General features: G+C 74.5%; 20 protein-coding genes. 10 read left to right on the top strand and 10 right to left on the bottom strand.

All coding sequences use genetic code 11. The features are described 5' to 3' along the window. The first annotated feature begins 19 nt into the window (after positions 1 to 19). The 6 genes from QSK45_RS29880 to hypA are packed head-to-tail and all read left to right on the top strand — an operon-like array spanning position 20 to position 3,771. Complete coding sequence (locus tag QSK45_RS29880) at positions 20 to 1,813, top strand: nickel-dependent hydrogenase large subunit (protein ID WP_285562005.1); 1,794 nt, start codon at positions 20 to 22, stop codon at positions 1,811 to 1,813. Next, positions 1,806 to 2,372 (top strand): NifU-related iron-sulfur-binding protein, encoded by a 567-nt coding sequence (locus QSK45_RS29875; RefSeq protein ID WP_285562004.1) that lies wholly within the window; start codon positions 1,806 to 1,808, stop codon positions 2,370 to 2,372. The genes QSK45_RS29880 and QSK45_RS29875 overlap by 8 nt, the downstream gene beginning before the upstream one ends. After that, positions 2,369 to 2,965, top strand: a complete 597-nt coding sequence (locus QSK45_RS29870) for a DUF5947 family protein (protein ID WP_285562003.1) — start codon at positions 2,369 to 2,371, stop codon at positions 2,963 to 2,965. Before QSK45_RS29875 ends, QSK45_RS29870 begins: the two co-directional genes overlap by 4 nt. Positions 2,966 to 2,984: 19 nt before the next feature. Beyond that, positions 2,985 to 3,191, top strand: a complete 207-nt coding sequence (locus QSK45_RS29865) for a hypothetical protein (RefSeq protein WP_285562002.1) — start codon at positions 2,985 to 2,987, stop codon at positions 3,189 to 3,191. A gap of 20 nt (positions 3,192 to 3,211) precedes the next feature. Continuing rightward, the gene (locus tag QSK45_RS29860) at positions 3,212 to 3,400 is read left to right on the top strand and encodes a hypothetical protein (protein WP_285562001.1); all 189 of its coding nucleotides are present in this window, start codon (positions 3,212 to 3,214) and stop codon (positions 3,398 to 3,400) included. Positions 3,401 to 3,408: 8 nt separating this feature from the next. Then, the gene (gene hypA / locus QSK45_RS29855) at positions 3,409 to 3,771 is read left to right on the top strand and encodes a hydrogenase maturation nickel metallochaperone HypA (protein WP_285562000.1); all 363 of its coding nucleotides are present in this window, start codon (positions 3,409 to 3,411) and stop codon (positions 3,769 to 3,771) included. A gap of 34 nt (positions 3,772 to 3,805) precedes the next feature. Here the strand turns inward: hypA and hypE are convergent, their stop codons facing one another. The 7 genes from hypE to QSK45_RS29820 are packed head-to-tail and all read right to left on the bottom strand — an operon-like array spanning position 3,806 to position 11,771. After that, positions 3,806 to 4,882: a hydrogenase expression/formation protein HypE gene (gene hypE / locus QSK45_RS29850; RefSeq protein ID WP_285561999.1), complete on the bottom strand. Its 1,077-nt coding sequence runs from the start codon at positions 4,880 to 4,882 to the stop codon at positions 3,806 to 3,808. Next, positions 4,875 to 6,017: a hydrogenase formation protein HypD gene (gene hypD / locus QSK45_RS29845; protein WP_285561998.1), complete on the bottom strand. Its 1,143-nt coding sequence runs from the start codon at positions 6,015 to 6,017 to the stop codon at positions 4,875 to 4,877. Before hypD ends, hypE begins: the two co-directional genes overlap by 8 nt. Then, positions 6,014 to 6,304: a HypC/HybG/HupF family hydrogenase formation chaperone gene (locus QSK45_RS29840; protein ID WP_285561997.1), complete on the bottom strand. Its 291-nt coding sequence runs from the start codon at positions 6,302 to 6,304 to the stop codon at positions 6,014 to 6,016. The genes hypD and QSK45_RS29840 overlap by 4 nt, the downstream gene beginning before the upstream one ends. Positions 6,305 to 6,307: 3 nt before the next feature. Beyond that, a complete protein-coding gene (gene hypF, locus QSK45_RS29835; RefSeq protein WP_285561996.1) occupies positions 6,308 to 8,647 on the bottom strand; it encodes a carbamoyltransferase HypF in 2,340 nt (779 codons plus the stop codon). After that, on the bottom strand, positions 8,644 to 9,369 hold the full coding sequence (gene hypB, locus QSK45_RS29830; protein ID WP_285561995.1) for a hydrogenase nickel incorporation protein HypB: 726 nt from the start codon (positions 9,367 to 9,369) through the stop codon (positions 8,644 to 8,646). Before hypB ends, hypF begins: the two co-directional genes overlap by 4 nt. 60 nt (positions 9,370 to 9,429) lie before the next feature. Further along, positions 9,430 to 10,011 carry a hydrogenase maturation protease gene (locus QSK45_RS29825; RefSeq protein WP_285561994.1) on the bottom strand — a complete coding sequence of 194 codons (582 nt, stop codon included), beginning with the start codon at positions 10,009 to 10,011 and terminating at the stop codon, positions 9,430 to 9,432. Beyond that, positions 10,008 to 11,771 carry a hydrogenase maturation protein gene (locus QSK45_RS29820; RefSeq protein WP_285561993.1) on the bottom strand — a complete coding sequence of 588 codons (1,764 nt, stop codon included), beginning with the start codon at positions 11,769 to 11,771 and terminating at the stop codon, positions 10,008 to 10,010. Before QSK45_RS29820 ends, QSK45_RS29825 begins: the two co-directional genes overlap by 4 nt. Positions 11,772 to 11,997: 226 nt before the next feature. Here QSK45_RS29820 and QSK45_RS29815 point away from each other — a divergent pair, with 226 nt between their 5' ends. Beyond that, positions 11,998 to 12,489, top strand: a complete 492-nt coding sequence (locus QSK45_RS29815; protein ID WP_285561992.1) for a DUF1360 domain-containing protein — start codon at positions 11,998 to 12,000, stop codon at positions 12,487 to 12,489. Positions 12,490 to 12,858: 369 nt separating this feature from the next. Here QSK45_RS29815 and QSK45_RS38645 read toward each other — a convergent pair whose 3' ends face one another. Beyond that, positions 12,859 to 13,233 carry an MgtC/SapB family protein gene (locus QSK45_RS38645; RefSeq protein WP_490993635.1) on the bottom strand — a complete coding sequence of 125 codons (375 nt, stop codon included), beginning with the start codon at positions 13,231 to 13,233 and terminating at the stop codon, positions 12,859 to 12,861. Between the two features lie 119 nt (positions 13,234 to 13,352). Between QSK45_RS38645 and QSK45_RS29805 the strand changes: the two genes are divergently transcribed. Beyond that, entirely contained in the window at positions 13,353 to 13,811 is a 459-nt protein-coding gene (locus QSK45_RS29805) for a DUF2267 domain-containing protein (protein WP_285561991.1), read from the top strand. A gap of 183 nt (positions 13,812 to 13,994) precedes the next feature. Here the strand turns inward: QSK45_RS29805 and QSK45_RS29800 are convergent, their stop codons facing one another. Next, entirely contained in the window at positions 13,995 to 14,144 is a 150-nt protein-coding gene (locus QSK45_RS29800; protein ID WP_285561990.1) for a hypothetical protein, read from the bottom strand. 800 nt (positions 14,145 to 14,944) lie between these two features. Between QSK45_RS29800 and QSK45_RS29795 the strand changes: the two genes are divergently transcribed. Further along, a complete protein-coding gene (locus tag QSK45_RS29795; protein WP_285561989.1) occupies positions 14,945 to 16,123 on the top strand; it encodes an AI-2E family transporter in 1,179 nt (392 codons plus the stop codon). Positions 16,124 to 16,492: 369 nt separating this feature from the next. Here the strand turns inward: QSK45_RS29795 and QSK45_RS29790 are convergent, their stop codons facing one another. Continuing rightward, a complete protein-coding gene (locus tag QSK45_RS29790) occupies positions 16,493 to 17,050 on the bottom strand; it encodes a TetR/AcrR family transcriptional regulator (protein WP_285561988.1) in 558 nt (185 codons plus the stop codon). A 91-nt stretch (positions 17,051 to 17,141) separates the two neighbouring features. On the opposite strand from QSK45_RS29790, the gene QSK45_RS29785 reads away from it, so the two are divergent. Further along, a complete protein-coding gene (locus tag QSK45_RS29785; RefSeq protein ID WP_285561987.1) occupies positions 17,142 to 18,317 on the top strand; it encodes an FAD-dependent monooxygenase in 1,176 nt (391 codons plus the stop codon). Positions 18,318 to 18,339: the final 22 nt, after the last annotated feature.

Here is an 18,339-nt window from a genome sequence, read left to right as displayed (position 1 = left end):
GCGAGGGACAGTACCGCAGATGACCACCACAGAAGCGCGGACATCAGGACGCAAACCCGCCCAGCTCGTGGACATGTCCTGGGATCCCATCACCCGGATCATCGGCAACCTGGGTATCTACACGAAGATCGACTTCGCCAACCGTGAGGTCGTGGAGTGCCACAGCACCTCGTCGCTGTTCCGCGGCTACTCGGTGTTCATGAAGGGCAAGGACCCGCGCGACGCCGGGTTCATCACCTCGCGGATCTGCGGCATCTGCGGCGACAACCACACCACCTGCTCCAACTACGCCCAGCAGATGGCCTACGGCGTCAAACCGCCGAAGCTGGCCGAGCACATCACCAACCTGGGCGAGGCGGCGGAGTACATCTTCGACCACACGATCTTCCAGGACAACCTGGTCTTCGTGGACTTCTGCGAGGCGATGGTCAAGGCCACCAACCCCGGTGTGCTGGCCCGCGCCGAGCGCACCGACGCGCCCCGCGGCGACGTGCACGGCTACCGCACCATCGCCGAGATCATGAAGGCCTTCAACCCCTTCGAGGGCGAGGTCTACAAGGAGGCGCTGAAGGTCAGCCGGATCACCCGGGAGATGTTCTGCCTGATGGAGGGGCGCCATGTGCACCCCTCCACGCTCTACCCGGGCGGCGTCGGCACGATGCCCCAGCCGAGCGTCTTCACCGACTACCTCAGCCGGCTGATGCGCGTCATCGACTTCGTGAAGAAGGCGGTGGCGATGAACGACGACGTCTTCGACTTCTTCTACGAGGCGTTGCCGGGCTACGAGGAGGTCGGCAAGCGCCGTATCCTGCTGGGCTGCTGGGGCGCGTTCCAGGACCCGGACGTGGTCGACTACCGCTACGCCACCATGAACGAGTGGGGCAAGGCGATGTACGTCACCCCGGGCGTCATCGTGGACGGCAAGCTGGTCACCAACAACCTGATCGACATCAACCTCGGGCTGCGCGTCATGCTGGGCAGCTCCTTCTACGAGGACTGGGTGAACGAGGACCCGTTCGTCACCCACGACCCGCTGGGCAACCCCGTCGACATGCGCCACCCGTGGAACCAGACGACGGTCCCGGTGCCGCAGAAGCGGGACTTCGAGGGCAACTACAGCTGGGTCATGAGCCCGCGCTGGTACCACCCGGACACCGGTGAGCACCTGGCCCTGGACACCGGCGGCGGCCCGCTCGCCCGGCTCTGGTCGACCGCGCTGAGCGGCCTGGTGGACACGCCGTACGTGAAGGCGACCGGGGGCGGTGTCCGCATCACGCTGCCCAGGGGCGAGAAGCTGCCGGAGACCACCCTGGAGTGGCGCATCCCGAAGTGGAGCAACACCCTCGAACGCGACCGCGCCCGGCCGTACTTCATCGCCTACGCCGCCGCCATGGCCCTGCAGTTCCTGGAGGAGGCCATGGGGATGCTGCAGAGCGGCGACACCAAGGTCTTCGAGAACTTCGAGGTGCCGGACGAGGCGATCGGCTGCGGCTTCCACGAGGCGGTGCGCGGGGTCCTCTCGCACCACCTGGTGATCCGGGACAAGAAGATCGCCAACTACCACCCGTACCCGCCGACCCCGTGGAACGCCAGCCCCCGCGACATCTACGGCACGCCCGGTCCCTACGAGGACGCGGTGCAGGGCCAGCCGGTCTTCGAGGAGAACGGCCCCGACGACTTCAAGGGCGTCGACATCATGCGCACGGTGCGCAGCTTCGACCCCTGTCTGCCGTGCGGGGTGCACATGTACATGGGCAAGGGCAAGACCCTGACCACCGTGCACTCGCCGACGTACGGGGCCGACCATGGCTGAACCGGCCGGGCGCCTCGCGGACCCGGCGGTGGAGGCCCGGCTCGCGCGGCTGGACGAGGTGCTGGCCGGGCTGGAGAACACACCCGGCCCGGCCCTGGAGGCGGTGCGGCTGCTGACCGAGGTCTACGGCGAGGCCCTCGCCCGGGTCCTGGACGGCGCGGACGAGCGGCTCGGGGCCCGGCTGTCCGGTGACGAGCTGGTCGGGCACCTCATGGTGCTGCACGGCGTCCACCCGCGCCCCCCGGCCGACCGGGCCGCGCGCGCGGTGGAGCTGCTGCGGCCGGCGGTGCGGGAGCGCGGTGGCGACCTGGAGTGGGCCGGGATCGAGGGCGAGGTCGCGCGGGTGCGGCTGGACTCCGGTTCATCGAGCGGCTGCGGCGGCGGCTGCGGTGGCGGGTCCGCGGACATCGCGGCGGCGGTGCGGGAGGCCGTGCTGGCCGTCGCCCCCGAGCTGACCGCCGTGGAGATCGTGCCGGGCGGCGAGGAGCGCAGGGCCGCCCCCGCCTTCGTCCCGCTGGGCACGATCAAGCGCCGGTCCGTGCCGCAGGAGGCGGGGTGAGCGTGGACGGGGCACTCGCCCGGGTCATCCGCTCCGCCGCCGACCGCGCGGCCACCTCGGGGGCCGAGGTCTGCGAGCTGTGCGCGGCCCGGGTGGCGGGTGAGCACCCGCATCTGTACGACACCGGGGCCGCCGAGGTGCGCTGTGTGTGCGGCCCCTGCTCGGTGCTGTTCGCGGACGGCGCGGCGGGCGAGGGCCGCTATCGGCTGGTGCCCCGGCGCCGGGTGCGGCTCGCGCCCCTCGACACGGGGGTGCTAGGCGTCCCGGTGGGGCTGGTGTTCTTCGTGCCCCGCTCCGACGGCACGGTCACCGCGCAGGGGCCCAGCCCGGCCGGGGCGATGCGCTGGGAGGTGGACGCGGCCGCCTGGCGGCGGCTGGCCGCCGGGGTCCCGCAGCTGGCGTCCATGGCCCCGGACGTCGAGGCGCTGCTGATCAACACCGTGCGGGGCCTGTCGGAGCACTGGATCGTGCCGGTCGACGACTGTTTCCGGATGACGGCGCTGGTCCGCCGCGAGTGGCGGGGCCTCTCCGGTGGCGGGCGGGTCTGGCCGGCCGTAGAACAGTTCTTCGGGGACCTCAGCGAACGGTCGTAGGACCTGGAAGGAGACGGACATGGGCACCATTCGAGTGGGCCACCCCCAGGCGAAGCCCGACACGCCGAGCCACATTCCCGGGCTGCACCAGGGGAACAAGGGCCCGTACCAGGAACAGACCGGACATCACCGGGACGGCAGCTCCGACGCGCGCCGCTCCACCGGTATCCACTGGAAGCGGCATGACGCCCTGGGCGAGGACATGCCGAACATCTCGCCCGGATGAGAGGACGGAAAGTGACCGCCATGAGCGAGTGCAGATGCAGGAGGCGCGCCCGGTCGAGAATGTCGGGACGGCAGTTGCTGCTGCTCCAGGCCGCGCTGGTCGGCGGGGCGATCACCGCCCTTGTGATCAAGGAAATCCCGGGCATCATGCGGGAGTTGCGTATCTTCCGGATGACCGGCGGGCCGGGCGCGAACCGCCGCTACCCCTGAGGCGGGCCGTGCACGAACTGTCGATCGCGACGTCGATCGTGGAACAGGCCGAGGAGATCGCCCGCGCGGACGGTGCGGACCGGGTGTCCGCGGTGACCGTCCGTGTCGGCGAGCTGTCCGGGGTGGTGCCCCAGGCGCTGGACTTCGCCTTCGAGGTGGCCCGCGACGGCACGGCGCTCGCGGGTGCCCGGCTCGTGGTGGAGGCGGTGCCCGCGCTGGCCTGGTGCGGCGGGTGCGCCGAGGAGTTCGCGGTGGGCATGCCGCCGTTCTTCTGGTGCCCGCGGTGCGACCGTCCCTCGCGGGATCTGCGCAGCGGACGGGAGTTGGAGATCACGGGCGTCGACACACACGGGTCCAGCCCCCGCCGCTGACGGCGGGGGCCGGACCCGTGCGTGCCGCGGCCGGTCAGCAGATGCGGGGCAGTTGCTCGCCCAGCGGCAGGTCCACGACCCGGGTGCCGCCGAGGCCGGTGGCGACGACGACCATGCCCGGGTGGTCCGCCACGCACTCCCCGATCAGCGCCGCGCCCACGCCCTGCGGGTGGGCGTGCATCGCGGCGAGCACCGCCTCGGCGTGCTCCGGGGGCACGAAGGCCACGAGCCGGCCCTCGTTGGCGACGTACAGCGGGTCGAGGCCCAGGAAGCCGCAGGCGTTGGCGACCTCGTCGGGGACCGGGATGGCCCGGTCGCGCAGCCGTACCCCGGTGCCGGAGGCGCGCGCGATCTCGTTCAGGGAGGCGCCGAGCCCGCCCCGGGTGGGGTCGCGCAGCACGTGGACGTCCTTGGTGACCTCCAGCACGGCGGCGACCAGGCCGGCCAGGGGCGCGGTGTCGGAGGTGATCTCGACACCGAACTCCAACCCCTCGCGCACGCTCATGACGGCCACGCCGTGCAGGCCGATCGGGCCGCTGACGATGACCGCGTCGCCGGGCCGGGCGCGCTGGGGGCGGATGTCGACCCCGTCGGGGACGAGGCCGACGCCCGCGGTGGTGACGTAGACGCCGTCGCCGTGCCCGCACTCCACCACCTTGGTGTCGCCGGTGGCCACGGTGACGCCCGCGGCCTGGGCGGCGGCGCCGATCGCGCGGGCGATCCGCCCGACGACGGCCAGTTCCACGCCCTCCTCCAGGACGAAGGCGGTGGAGAGGTAGGCGGGCCGGGCGCCGCTCATCGCGAGGTCGTTCACGGTGCCGTTGACGGCGAGGTCGCCGAGGCAGCCGCCGGGGAAGAACAGCGGCCGTACGACGTAGGAGTCGGTGGAGAACGCGAGCCGGGCGCCGCCGAGTTCGAGGACGGCGGAGTCGGTGAGGGCCGCGAGGGTGGGGTTGCCGTAGGCGGGGGCGAAGACCTGCTCGACCAGCTCGGCGGAGAGGGCGCCGCCGCCGCCGTGGCCCATGACGACGACCGGCTGGTCGCGCAGCGGGGCGGGGCAGGTCCAGTTCGCCGGGTCGACGGCGGTGTCGGGGGTGGCGAGGTCAGCCAACGGGGTTCATCTCCTCCTGCGGGACGCGGGACCCGCGCGGTGCCGGGGCGTTCATGCGGCGGTAGAGGTAGTAGGCGGCGCAGGCGCCCTCGCTGGAGACCATGGTGGCGCCGAGCGGGGTGCGCGGGGTGCAGGCCGTGCCGAACGCCTCGCACTCGGTCGGCTTGATCAGGCCCTGGAGGACCTCGCCGGCCCGGCACACGGCGGGTTCCTCGGTGCGGATGCCCGAGACGTCGAAGCGGTGCTCGGCGTCGTAGGCGCGGAAGGCGTCGTTCAGCCGCCAGCCGCTGGCCGGGATGCGGCCGATGCCGCGCCAGTTGCGGTCGGTGACCTCGAAGACCTCCTCGATCATGCCGAGGGCGGCCGGGTTGCCCTCCTCGCGCACGGCCCTGGGGTAGGCGTTCTCCACCCGGTGCTCGCCGCGCTCCAGTTGGTGCACGGCGCGCCGGACGCCCTCCAGGATGTCGAGGGGTTCGAACCCGGTGACGACGACGGGCACGCGGTGCTTCTCGGCCAGGTCCGGGTACTCGGCGGTGCCCATCACGCTGCACACGTGCCCCGCGGCGAGGAAGCCCTGCACCCGGCAGCCGGGCGCGGCCATGATCGCCTCGATGGCCGGGGGGACCCGGACGTGGGAGACCAGCAGGCTGAAGTTGTCCAGGCCCAGGCGGCGGGCCTGGTGGACGGCCATGGCGTTGGCGGGGGCGGTGGTCTCGAAGCCGATGGCGAAGAACACCACCTGCCGGTCGGGGTTCCTGCGCGCGAGGTCGAGCGCGTCGAGCGGCGAGTAGACCACGCGTACGTCGCCGCCCTCGCCCTTGACCCGGAACAGGTCCCGGTCGGTGCCGGGCACCCGCAGCATGTCCCCGAAGGAGCAGAAGACGACGCCGGGTCGGGCGGCGATCTCCAGGGCCTTGTCGATCACCTCCAGCGGGGTGACGCACACCGGGCAGCCGGGGCCGTGGATCAACTCGACCTCTTCCGGCAGGAGTTGGTCGATGCCGTGCCGGATGATGGAGTGGGTCTGGCCGCCGCAGACCTCCATCAGGGCCCAGGGGCGGGTGACCGTGGCGCGGATCTCGTCCAGCAGCCGGCCCGCACGCTCGGGGTCGTTGAACTCCTCGATGTACTTCACCGGACCTCACTCTCCTTCTCCTGGCGTGCCGCCTGTTCCCATGCGTCGCCGAACTCCTCTTCCAGCAGTCCGAGTTGGTCGAACAGCTCCAGGGAGGCCCGCGCCGACTCCTCGTCGAGGCGCTGGAGCGCGAAGCCGACGTGCACGATCACGTACTCGCCGACCCGCACATCGGGCAGGTACTCCAGACATGCCTGTTTACGGACGCCGCCGAAGTCGATCAGGCCGGTGAGGGGGTCGGCCTGGTGGTCGATGGACACGACCTTGCCGGGCACTGCAAGACACATGTCTCACTCCGTCTCGTGGTGGGGTGCGGTGGCCGCGACCATGAGCTGGCCGAGCGCCAACCCGCCGTCGTTCGGGGGCACTTCGCCGTGCCGCAGGACCGTGAAGCCGTCGGCCCGCAGCAGGGTGGAGCACTTCTCCTCCAGCAGGGCGTTGGCGAACACCCCGCCGGTCAGGGCGACCGTGTCGAGTCCGGTCGCGGCGCGGGCCCGGCGGCAGATCTCGGTGACGGCGCGGGCCACGCCCCGGTGGAAGCGGGCCGCCAGCACCGGGGCCGGGGTACGGCGGCGCCGGTCGGCGAGCAGGGCTCGCAGCATCGGCGCGGGGTCGCAGGCGAGCGTGGCGCCCCCGGTGAGCCCGAAGGGGTACGCCACCGCGTCCGCGTCCCTCGCCCCGAGCGCCGCGGCCTCCAGTTCCAGCGCCGCCTGCGCCTCGTATCCGGCACGGTGGCAGACGCCGGCGAGAGAGGCGACGGCGTCGAAGAGCCGCCCCATGCTGGACGTGGGGACGCACGCCACCTGCCGGTCCAACTGCTGCCGCAGCAGCCTGAGTTCCGACGGGGAGCAGGCGGTGACGCTGGGCAGGTCCGCATCCCAGGGCAGGCCCGCTGCCCACAGCCGGGCCAGGGCCAGCCGGCAGGGGTTGGCCACGCCCGCGTCGCCGCCGGGCAGCGGGGCGGGGGTGAGGTGGGCGAAGCGGCGGTAGCCGGTGTAGTCGGCGAGCAGGACCTCGCCGCCCCACACCGTGCCGTCGTCGCCGTATCCGGTGCCGTCGAAGGCGACGCCGATGACCGGGGTGGTGCCGTCGAGGCCGTGTTCGGCCATAGCGGAGGCGATGTGGGCGTGGTGGTGCTGGACGAGCCGCAGCGGGAGCCCGGTGCCCGCGCGTCTGCGGGCCCAGCCGGTGGAGTGGTACCCGGGATGCCGGTCCGCGGCGATCAGCCGGGGCTCGACGTTGGTCAGGCGGCTCAGGTGCCGCTCGGCCCGCCGGGCCGCGTCCAGCGTGGCCAGGTCGCCCATGTCACCGATGTGCGGCCCGAGCCAGGCCAGGTCGCCCTCACCGACGCAGGGCGCGTTCTTCAGGTCGCCGCCGACCGCGAGGGCGGGCCGCACCGGGACCGGCAGGCGCAGGGGGCGGGGCACGTGACCGCGCGAGCGGCGCAGCACCTGTTCGGTGCCGTCGGGGCGCACGCGCAGCAGGGAGTCGTCGCAGGGCGAGGCGATGGGCCGGTCGTGGGCGAGCCAGGCGTCGGCGAGCCCGGCCAGCCGGGTCAGCGCCTCGGCGTCGTCGGTGACGATGGGTTCGCCGGAGCGGTTGCCGCTGGTCATGACCAGCATCCGGGGTCCGGGCGGATCACCTGGCAGGCCGAACAGCAGGGTGTGCACGGGCGTGTAGGGCAGCATGACCCCGAGGTGCGGGCTGCCCGGACAGACCTGGCCGGCCGGTTCGGGGCCGTCGGCGGGGACGCGGCGGCGCACCAGCACGATGGGGCGGCGGGGCCCGGTCAGCGCGGCGCGCTCGGCGCCGGTGAGGACCGCGAGCCGCTCGACGACGGTGAGGTCGGCGCACATGACCGCGAACGCCTTGCCGCCCCGCTCCTTGCGGTCGCGCAGCGCGGCGACGGCCTCGGGGCTGGTGGCGTCGCAGGCCAGGTGGTAGCCGCCGAGCCCCTTGACGGCGACGATCCGTCCGGCGGCGAGCAGTTCCCGGGCCGCCGCGAGGGCGTCCGCGTCCCGCGCCGGGCGCACGCCGGGTCCCGTCAGGGTGAGCCGGGGCCCGCAGCGGGGGCAGGCGACGGGCTGGGCGTGGAAGCGCCGGTCGGCGGGATCGCCGTACTCCCGGGCGCAGTCGGCGCACATCGGGAAGCCGGCCATGGTGGTCGCCACCCGGTCGTACGGCATGCCGGTGGCGATGGTGAAGCGGGGGCCGCAGTGGGTGCAGGTGACGAACGGGTGCCGGTACCTGCGGTCCCCCGGATCGGCGAGTTCGCGCAGGCAGTCGGCGCAGGTCGCGGTGTCGGGCGGGAGCTGGGCGCGGCCGGCCGCCCGCTCGGTGGAGCGGATCGCGAACGGCCCGGCGGCGCCGGTGGCGGGAAGTTCCTCGTGGGCGACGGCGGTCACCGTGGCCAGCGGCGGCGGCTGGTGGGCCAGGAGCGCGCAGAACCGGTCCACCTCGTCCGCCGGTCCCTCGACCTCGATGAGCACGCCGTCGCCGGTGTTGCCGACGAACCCGGCCAGGCCCGACCGGGCGGCCAGGCGGTGCACGTACGGCCGGAAGCCCACCCCTTGGACGGTGCCGTGCACGGTGACCCGGCGGCGGACCGGGCCGGTCGCGGGAGCGGTCATGCGACGGGCGCGGACTCGGTGTGGTGGTGTCCGTGCGGGTGCGGCGCGAGGGGCGGCCGGTGCGCGGGGGAGCCGTCGCGGGCGGCGAGGGCGCGTTCGAGGAGGGTGCCGACGCCGTCGCCGGTCCGCGCGCAGGACCGTACGATCTCCACCCCCGGGTTGACCCTCTGCACGTTCGCGCGGAACGCGGTCTCGTCGAAGCCGGCGGCCTGCGCGAGGTCGGTCTTGGTGATGACCACCAGATGGGCGGAGCCGAACGCGGTCGGGTACTTCAGGGGCTTGTCCTCGCCCTCGGTGACCGCCATCAGCACGATGCGCAGGGTTTCGCCGAGGTCGTAGGAGGCGGGGCAGACCAGGTTGCCGACGTTCTCCACGAAGAGCACGGAGGTGTCCTCGGGCAGCCAGCCGGTGAGCCGTTCGCGTACCTGGCGGGCCTCCAGGTGGCACAGCCCGTCGGTGAGGACCTGCTGGACGGGGGCGCCGGAGCGGGCGAGCCGGGTGGCGTCGTTCTCGGTGGCGAGGTCGGCGGTGAGCGCGGCCACCGGCACACCCCGCGCCACCGCGTCGGCGAGCATCCGGCCGAGGAGTTCCGTCTTGCCGCTGCCCGGACTGGACAGCAGGTTGACCACGGCCACCCCCTGCCCGGCCAGTTCCTCGCGCAGGCTCGCGGCGAGGTCGTCGTTCTTCGCCAGGACGGCCTGTCGGACGTCGGACCGGCACATGGGCGCTGCTCCTCGGGTCGGGTGGCTGGGCCCCGGGCCGCGTCCCGCGCGGCCCGGGTGTCACCGATCTTCGGCCGTGCCGGCCGCGTGGACGGGCAGCGCAGCCGGGTGCGCCGGGCCGGATTCCATCGAGCGGCCCAATGCGGCGGCCGGTGCGCCCGGATCGGCCAGCAGCAGCGGGACGATCGCGTGCAGCGCGGTGACGGCGGGCCCGACGGCGGCGCGCACGGCCGCGCTGAGCCCCGGCAGGATGTCCTCGTCCCCATGGGGCAGCACCTCCGGCTCGCACGCCAGGACCAGTACGCGGGGCAACGGCTCCTCGCCCAGGTGGGTGGCCAGGGCCAGCACCTTCGCGGGGTCCATGCCGTGCGCCTCCGGCGGGACGGTGCCGTCGGGGGGTTCGGCCTCGATCAGCGACAGGGTGCCGGGCCGGTGCCCGCCCCGCGCGGCATCCACCAGGACGGCGGTCCCGCACCCGCCCAGCAGGTCGTAGGCGAGGTCGAGGCCGCGGATGCCGTAGTCCCGCACCCGTGCCCCGGGGGGCAGGGGACGCTGGTCGAGGGCACGGATCACCTCGGGCCCGAAGGCGTCGTCGGCGAGGAAGATGTTGCCGACCCCGGCGACGAGGAGGGGCGCGGTCATCGGGGGGCTCCGGCGGGGCCGCTGGGCGATGCGTGCGGGGGACGCCCGGCGGGCGCCCCGGGGAGCCGTTGCGCGTCCGCGGGTGCGGCCGGCGGCCGGGGCGAGCCCGACGGTGTCCTGCGGACGAAGGCCGCCCGCAGGGCGTGGTACGGGGCCTGCGGGTCGAAGAAGAGGGCGTGCATGCGGGCGAGTTCGGACCGCCGGTACTCCGCGAGGGGCCGGTGCCGTTCGTCGGCGGCACGGGCCGACGCCTTCGCGGCGAGCCGGCGGTGGAGACCGGGGGTGGCGGCGAGGGCGGCCGCGAGCCGTTCCACCTCGGCGGCGAACTCCCCCGGCGCGGCCGGTACGAGACGGTCCACCAGCCCGAGCCGCCGGGCGGTCGCCGCGCTCACCGGCAGCGCCTCCTCGGTCAGCCGGCGGGCCTCGTCCGGGCCGACGCGGCGCGGCAGGGTGTACGTCCAGAACTCGGAGCCGTACAGGCCCATGCGCCGGTAGTGCGGGTTGAGGACCGTGCCGGTGCGGCACCAGACCTGGTCGGCGGCGAGGGCGAGCATCGCGCCGCCCGCGGCCGCGTTGCCGGCCAGCGCGGCCACCACCAGCCGGTCGGTGGTCCGCAGTACCGCCTCCACCAGGTCGTCCATGGCGTTGAGGTTGGCCCAGGACTCCTGCGCGGGGTCGGGCGCCGCCTCGATGACGTTCAGATGGATGCCGTTGGAGAAGAAGTCCCGGGCGCCGCCGAGCACCAGGACCCGGGTGGGGCGGGTGAGCGCGTACTCGTAGGCGGCGAGCAGGCGGCGGCACTGGCCGGTGCTCATCGCGCCCGCCGGGAAGGAGAAGCCGAGCAGGCCGACGTCGCCGTGCTGCCGGTAGCGGATGTCGGCGTACGTGCGCCGGTGCGCGGGCAGCTCCAACGGCGCGGGGATCTCCGGGAGCCCGACGGCGCCGAGGACGTCGGCCGCCGGGCGGCGGAAGGGCGCCGGGTCACCGGAGTTCCGGCGCGGACGCAGTTCCGGGATCCACACGGCGCCGTCCCGGGTGGCCCGGCAGACCGCCCCCGACCGCTGGGCCAGCAGGTCGCCGGGCCGGCCGCGCAGTTCGTCCTCGGGGTGACCGCCGTGCAGGAACAGCTCCCGGCCGGCGAGTTCGTCGAGGACGCCGGGCCGCGAGTCGGCGCCGCGCAGCTTGCGCAGCACGGTGGCGGTGTCGTCGTGCTCCCAGTCGACGCGCCGCCGCTCCTGGCGGAAGGGGTCCCGCCAGACGACGCCGATCGACGGGGCGCTCTGCGGGCGGGGCTTGTACGCGCCCTCCGCGTGGCGTCGTACGGCCGTGAGGACGGCGGTGACGGCGGCGTCGGCGACCTCGTTGCGGTACAGGTCGCTCTTGCCGACCGGCGCCACGGGGAACGGCTCGGCCGCCCAGACGGGGCCCGCGTCCATGCCGGCCTCGGCCTGGAGCACGGTCACGCCCCACTCCCGGGCCTGTCCGGCGATGGCCCAGTCCAGCGCGGAGGGCCCCCGGTCGCCGGGCGGCCCCGGATGCACGATCAGACAGGTGTGCTCCCGCCACACGTCCTCGGGCAGGGCGGTCGTGAGCATCGGGGCGATGACCAGGTCCGGACGGAATCCCCGTACGGCGGCCCGCACCGGTTCGTCACCGTGCGAGGCCAGGACGACGTCCACGCGGTGTCCCTGGTCGGTCAGTTCGGCGTAGACGCGCTGGGAGAGACTGTTGAAAGCGCTGGCCACGAGCAGGATGTCCATGAGGCGGCATGCTCGCCCCCGCGCCCGGCCCCGCGAAGGACCGGCACGGCGTTTCACCCCCGCCGCCGGGCACGCTTGCGCCATCCGGACCGCGCGGGCGGTGCTCGTCGGCGGTGGGAGCCGGTCGTGCCGCAGCCGGGCCGAGGACGCCGGATCCGCCCCGTGTCGCCCCGCCACCTCCGGGAACCCGGTCCGTGCTCGGCGGAACCGACCGGCTGGAGGACACATGACGACGGACGCCGCGGGCTACGACGACCGGGGCGAGGTGCCGCTGGCCGGCTACGCCGTCCTCGCCTCCGCGTTCGCGGCGGGCACCGGCACCTTCGCGCTGCTGGCCCGGCGCCGCGGCGTACGGCTGCCCGAGCGGGTGCCGCCGTGGGATGTCGTCCTGCTCGGCAGCGCGACCTACAAGGCGTCCCGCCTGGTGGCCAGGGACAAGGTCACCAGCTTCGTGCGGGCGCCGTTCACGCGGCGGGCGGGCGAGGGCGAGGCGAACGAGGTCATGGACGAGCCGCGCGGGCGCGGGCCGCGGCGGGCCGTCGGCGACCTGCTGTCCTGCCCGTTCTGCGTCTCCGCCTGGGCCGCCGGCACGCTGGTGTGCTCCTACGTGGCGGCGCCCCGGCTCACCCGCCTGGTCTGCGCCGGCTTCGGCGCGCTGACCGTGGCGGACTGGTTGCAGTACGCCTGGACGTGGACGCAGCGGGCGGCGGAGGACTGAATCCCCCGTCCGCCCCCTCCGCCCCCGTCCTCACTCCTCGTCCGCCGCCGGGGTCAGCTCCACGTCGAGCACGCCCTCGTCCTGGAAGGGTTCCGACGTCAGGCGGGCCGGGTCCGCGCCGCCCTCCAGTTCGAGCAGGACGCGGGCGGCGTCGTCCGTGCGGCCGGGCAGCCGGGCAGCCGGGCAGCCGTTCGAGCCTGACCCGCACGATCCGGAAGCCCAGCCGGGTGCGGGTCTGCATCAGGCGGGGCAGCAGGGCGGAGCCGGTGCGGTAGGTCGGCCGGGCCTCGAAGGCGGCGGCCGCCGCGCCGGGGGGCGGCCTGCCGGAGAAATACGAGGAGCAGCGCACCACCAGGAAGTGCAGCGCCGTCACCACCAGCGCGAGGTGGGCAGTCCGCCACCACAGGCCATGCCGACGGCGCGGGTCAGCCAGACGGTGGCCGCGGTCGTCAGGCCCCGCACCGCGTCCCGCCGTACGAAGATCAGACCGCCGCCGATGAAGCCGATGCCGGAGACGATCCGGGCCGCGACGCGGGAGGGGTCGACGCGCGTTCCCGGCCGATCAGGCTCGACAGCAGCAGCGCGAGTCCCAGCTCGGCCGGCTGTCTCGGGTCCTGGCCGTTGTGCAGGTCCCACAACGGTGCCGCCGACCACGCTCCCGCCACGCACACCTCGCCCGCCGCCTCGCCGATGTCCTGCCCTGCCCTGCCCTGTCGGGGACGCAGATCGAGGACGCCTGCCCATGAGGTGGTCCCCCGACGCCACCGGGACGGGTGGTGGCACGGCTGTCGGCATCCGCCGCGACCGGGGTACTCGGGGCCCGTACCCGTGCGGGGGAGATGCGTGGGGAAGGGGACGGACTCATGCGGCACGACGAGATGATCGGAAAGGTGCAGGCGCTCGCCCGGCTGCCCGACCGGGGCACGGCCGAGCGGGCCGCGCACGCGGTCGTGACGACGCTGTCGGAGCGGCTGCCGTCCGGGCTGGCCCGGCACGTGGCCGCCCAGCTGCCGCCCGACATGGCCGACGCGATGCGGCAGGCCGCGGATGCCGCCGCGGTGTCCGGCGCCCCCGACACGGGCGCGCACGGATCGGGCGCGTCGGGCGAGCGGTTCGGGCTGACCGCCTTCGCCGGGCGCATCGCCGACCGGGCGGGGACCGACGAGGACACGGCGATACGGGAGGCCGCCGCCGTGCTTGAGGTCCTGGACGCCGCACTCGCACCGGAACTGACCGAGCGGATGGCGGGCGCGCTGCCCGCGGACATCCGGGAGCTGCTGCCGGTGGAGCGGGCGAACGAGGGCGGCGAGGCCGGCCGCTGAGCCGGGGCGGTGCCGGGCGAGAAGCCGGGCCGATGCCGGGCGAGAAGCCGGGCCGATGCCGGGCGGCGAGAAGCCGGGCCGATGCCGGGCGAGGAGCCGGGGGCGGTCCGCTCCGCCCTCCGCCGACCGCTTCGCCGCCGCCGGCAGCGGCCCCGCCTCCCGCGGCGGCCCGGCCCCAGACGGTCAGCGACGCCCCGGCCGGATCCGGCGGCGCCTGCGCACGCGGGCGGTACGGGGTTTCGAGGGGCGGGTCACCCATCGGTCCTCGACCTGATCGAGACCGAACAGCAGCAGGCTGAGAACGGGGAGCAGCAGAACCGCGACGGTGATCACTGGAGGTACCCCCTCCTGGCCGACGACACCCCGCGAGTGCCCCGGCACGGGCCCCCCATCCGGGAGGGCTGTGAAGGTCCTGTGACCACCCGCACCAGGGCCGCGTGGCCCACGTCCACTGTCACACCACTCGTCTCCTGTCACATCTCCTGGCCGACACACGCCGGCTCGGCGGGAGCACGGGACGGAAGACGGACCTCCATGTGTACGCGGCGTGGCGAGCCGGCGGTGCGCGCCTTCACGAGGGAGCCGGTACCGCGGACGGTGCTGGGGCGGGTCCTCGGGGCCCCTCCCGCGCGCCCTCGGCGGCGGTCTCCAGCCGTGGCGCGCGTACGTGCCGACCGCGCCCCCTCGGCCGAGTCGAGGAAGCGCGCCGGTGAGCGCGCCGCGGCCGGCGATCCCGGGGGCGAGCGGGAGCCACCGGGTGTATCCGCCGCGCGCATTCGTACCACGAGCGGCGGTGGCCGCCCGGCGGTTCGGGGCGCCCGGCATCGGCGCGGCGGCACCGAGGCCCGGCGCGCGGCCGTGGCGGCCACCGGGCGTGGCGGGGAACCCGTTGTGTGCCGCGGTGCGGCGGTGGGGCCGTCCCCGGAGCCGGTCCTGTTCGCGGGCGCGCCCATCGGCTGCACGGATGCGTCGGCCCCCGCCGCGCCGACCGGCCGGGCGCCGACGGCGGAGACGGTGACGTTCCCGGGCGGGAGCGACCCGGGGCGCGGGCGAGTGACCCGGGCGCGGGCGCTGGACGGGCCGCGCACCCGGGCCTGTGCTTACGGTGCTCCCAGGAGCGTGGGACGGGAGCGATGGTGGGCGATGCGCGCCGGAGGGCGGCCGGGCCGGAGGAAGGCGGGCGCCGGGCCGGTCGCGCCGTGCTCGGCAGCCGGCCGGCCTACTCCGTACGGCTCGCGGCCTCCCCGCGCCCCGAGCCGCGCGAGCCGTTGCCCGAACGCACCGTTCCCTGGCTGCGCGTCGCCGCGGCCTACGCCTGGCGGCTCGTTCTCGTCGGCATCGTCGTCTATGGCGTCTTCAGCGTCCTCGGCAGCTTCCAGCTGATCGCCGGCGCCCTCTTCCTGGCCCTGGTCATCACCTCGGTGCTGCGCCCGCTCGCCGATCTGCTGAGCCGGTTGCTGCCGCGGCCGCTGGCCGTCGCCGTCGCGCTGGTGGGCAGCCTGCTGCTGCTGTTCGCCCTGCTCGCGCTGGTGGGCAACGCGGTGGCGGGCGAGTCGCCCAGGCTGGCGGGCGAGTTCCGCGGTGGAGTGCACCGGATCGAGGAGTGGTTGCGGCGGCCGCCGTTCCGGCTCAGCCCCGGCCGGCTCCTCGCGCTCGAACGTCAGGTGACGGACTACATCGGCGCACACCGCTCAAAGCTGCTCAGCAGTGCCGTCAGCGGGCTCGGCCGGGTGGTGGAGCTGGTGACCGGCGGGGCGCTCGCGCTGTTCGCCTCGGTGTTCTTCATCCACTCCGGGGAGCGGCTGTGGGGCTGGGCCCGCGAGGAGTTGCTGCCGGCCGGGGCGCGCCCGGCCTGGGACCGGGCGGGGCGGGCGGCCTGGCGGACCTTCGCCGGGTACACGCGCGGCATCATCATCGTGGCCGCCACCAACGCGGTCCTGGTGGGCGTGGCGCTGCTGGCGCTGCGGGTGCCGCTGGCGCTGCCGCTGACCCTGCTGGAGTTCTTCGCCGCGTTCGTGCCACTGGTGGGCTCGCCGGTGGCGCTCGCGGTCGCCACGGTGGTCGCGCTGGCCGGTCGTGGTCCGCTCACCGCCCTCGCCGTGCTGGCGCTCATCGTGGTGATCGGCCAGTTGGAGGGACATGTGCTGCACCCCGTGGTGATGAGCTGGGCGGTGCGGCTGCATCCGCTGGTCGTTGCCGTGTCCGTGATCGCGGGCAGCATCGTGGCGGGGGTGATCGGCGCGGTCGTCGCGGTTCCGCTGATCTCGGTGGTGTGGTCGGTGCTGCGGGCGCTGCGGGCCGTACCGCCGTGAGCGGCGCCCCGGAGCCCGGGAATCCCGTGGCCGCCGGACGCGGAAGAACCCCGGACCCGACAGGATACGAACACAAGACCACTCGCTCCCCCGAACGAGTGACCCTGGCTCCCAGGGCCACGGTGACTAGGCCGACCAGGTGATACTTACGTTGTGCGAGCGACGGGCTGCAGACCGTATCCGAGCACAGGTCCCACTCATAGCTAAGTTGCAAGGAGCAGCACGACCATGAACATCCTCACGAACGTCCTCGCCGGCCTCATCCACCTCGTCGGGTGGCTGGTCTGACGCCGCAGGGCGTGTGAAGCAGAGCGGCGCCGCCTCCCCGTCCCAGGGAGGCGGCGCCGCCGTCGTGTCGCCCCCGGTTCCTCAGCGCAGCGCAGCGGCGACGAGCCCGGCGATCTCCTCGTCCCGGACCCCGCCCCCGTTCACCAGCCGGTCGAAGACGAGACCGTCGACGCAGAGCAGGAGCCAGACCGTACGCTCCTCCGCGTCCGCCACCCCCTGTGCGGCGAGGAACTCGCACACGGACCGGCGCGCCCGGTTCTCGCGCGGCACGAGGATCTCGCGCAGTTCGGGGTGGTACACACTCTCGACGACACAGGCGTAGCGCGCCAGGGTCCGCCGCCGCCCGTCCCCCGTGAGCCGCACCCTGATCAACTCCCCGATCCCGGCCGTCAGTTCGGCGGCGGTCCGCGGCACCGGCACCCGCTCCCCCATCCCCTCCAGCTCCGCCTGGTCAAGGGCCACCAGGCGTCGTACCAGCGCGGTCAGCAGTGCCTGGCGGGTGCGGTAGTAGGCGGAGGTGGTACCGGCGGGCAGGTCCGCCGCCCGGTCGACGGCGCGATGCGTCAGTCCCCGGATGCCGGTGTCGGCCAGCACCGAGATGGCCGTGTCGGCGAGGAGGGTACGTCGGTCTGTGGACACCCTCCTCTTTCTACACCCCGCTTTCTACAGCTGTAGAACCCGCCTGTACGGTTTCTACAGCTGTAGAAACGCCAAGGCGAAGGGGGCCGGCATGGGCGACACGGCGGTGGTGGTCGGGGGCGGCATCGGCGGGCTGGCGGCGGCCATCGGGCTGCGCCGGATCGGCTTCCGGGTGCGGGTCGTCGAACGCGCCACGGTCCTGGACGACGCGGGCGCCGGCATCTCGCTGCACGCCAACGGGCTGCGGGCGCTGGACGCCCTCGGCGCCGGAGCGGCCGTGCGCGCGGCGGCGCACCCGCAGTACACCGGGGGCACGCGCACCCCGTCGGGCCGATGGCTGGCGCACATGGACGGGGCCCTGCTGGAGCGGGCGCTGGGCACGCCGATCGTCGGCATCCGGCGCTCGGTCCTGCACCGTCTGCTGCGCGAACAGCTGCCGGACGACTGCCTGCGCGTCGGCGCCACCGTGCCCTCGCTCCTCCGCTCCGATCCCGCCGTGGTGGGCGTGCCCCTGCCGGACGGCATCCTGGCGGCGGACCTCGTGGTCGCGGCGGACGGCGTGCACAGCCGGTCCCGTGCCCTGCTGTTCCCGGACCATCCCGGCCCCTCCTACAGCGGCTCCACCGTGCTGCGGGCCGTCACGGAACGGCCGTTGGACCTCTCCACCGACTTCGAGCTGACCTGGGGCGAGGGCGCGGAGTTCGGGCACATCCGTTTCGCGGACGGCCACGCCGAGTGGCACGCGGTGCTCAACTCGCCGCCCGGCGTACGGCATTCCGATCCGCTCGGCATGCTGCGCCGCCGCTTCGCCGACTGGCACGAGCCGGTCCGCGCCCTGCTGGAGGCCACCCGGCCCGAGGACGTGCTGCACCACGACATCAACGAACTCCTCACTCCCCTGCCCTCGTTCGTCGCCGGCCGGGTCGCCCTGCTCGGCGACGCGGCGCACGCGATGACACCGAACCTCGGCCAAGGTGCCTGCCAGGCGCTGGAGGACGCCGCTACGCTGGCCGCCGCGCTCGCGGACACGTCCTCGATCCCCGAGGCGCTGTCCCGGTACGACGCCGAGCGCCGGCCCCGGGCCCAGGCGGTGGCCCGCGCGGCCCGGCGGGCCGGCCGGATCGGCCAGCAGCTGTCCGGGCCCCTCGCCGTCGGGCTGCGCGACACCGCGATGCGGCTCGTGCCGTCCAAGGCGGCCGTCCGGGCGATCCTCCGGCACGCCGACTGGACCCCGCCGGCGATCCCGACGGGACACCGTGGCTCGTGACGCCGATGCGGGGGGCGTAGGC

It is taken from the genome of Streptomyces hygroscopicus subsp. hygroscopicus (assembly GCF_030269125.1).
GTDB classification, from domain to species: Bacteria; Actinomycetota; Actinomycetes; order Streptomycetales; family Streptomycetaceae; genus Streptomyces; species Streptomyces hygroscopicus_C.
This window is presented reverse-complemented; position numbering and strand designations above follow the sequence as displayed.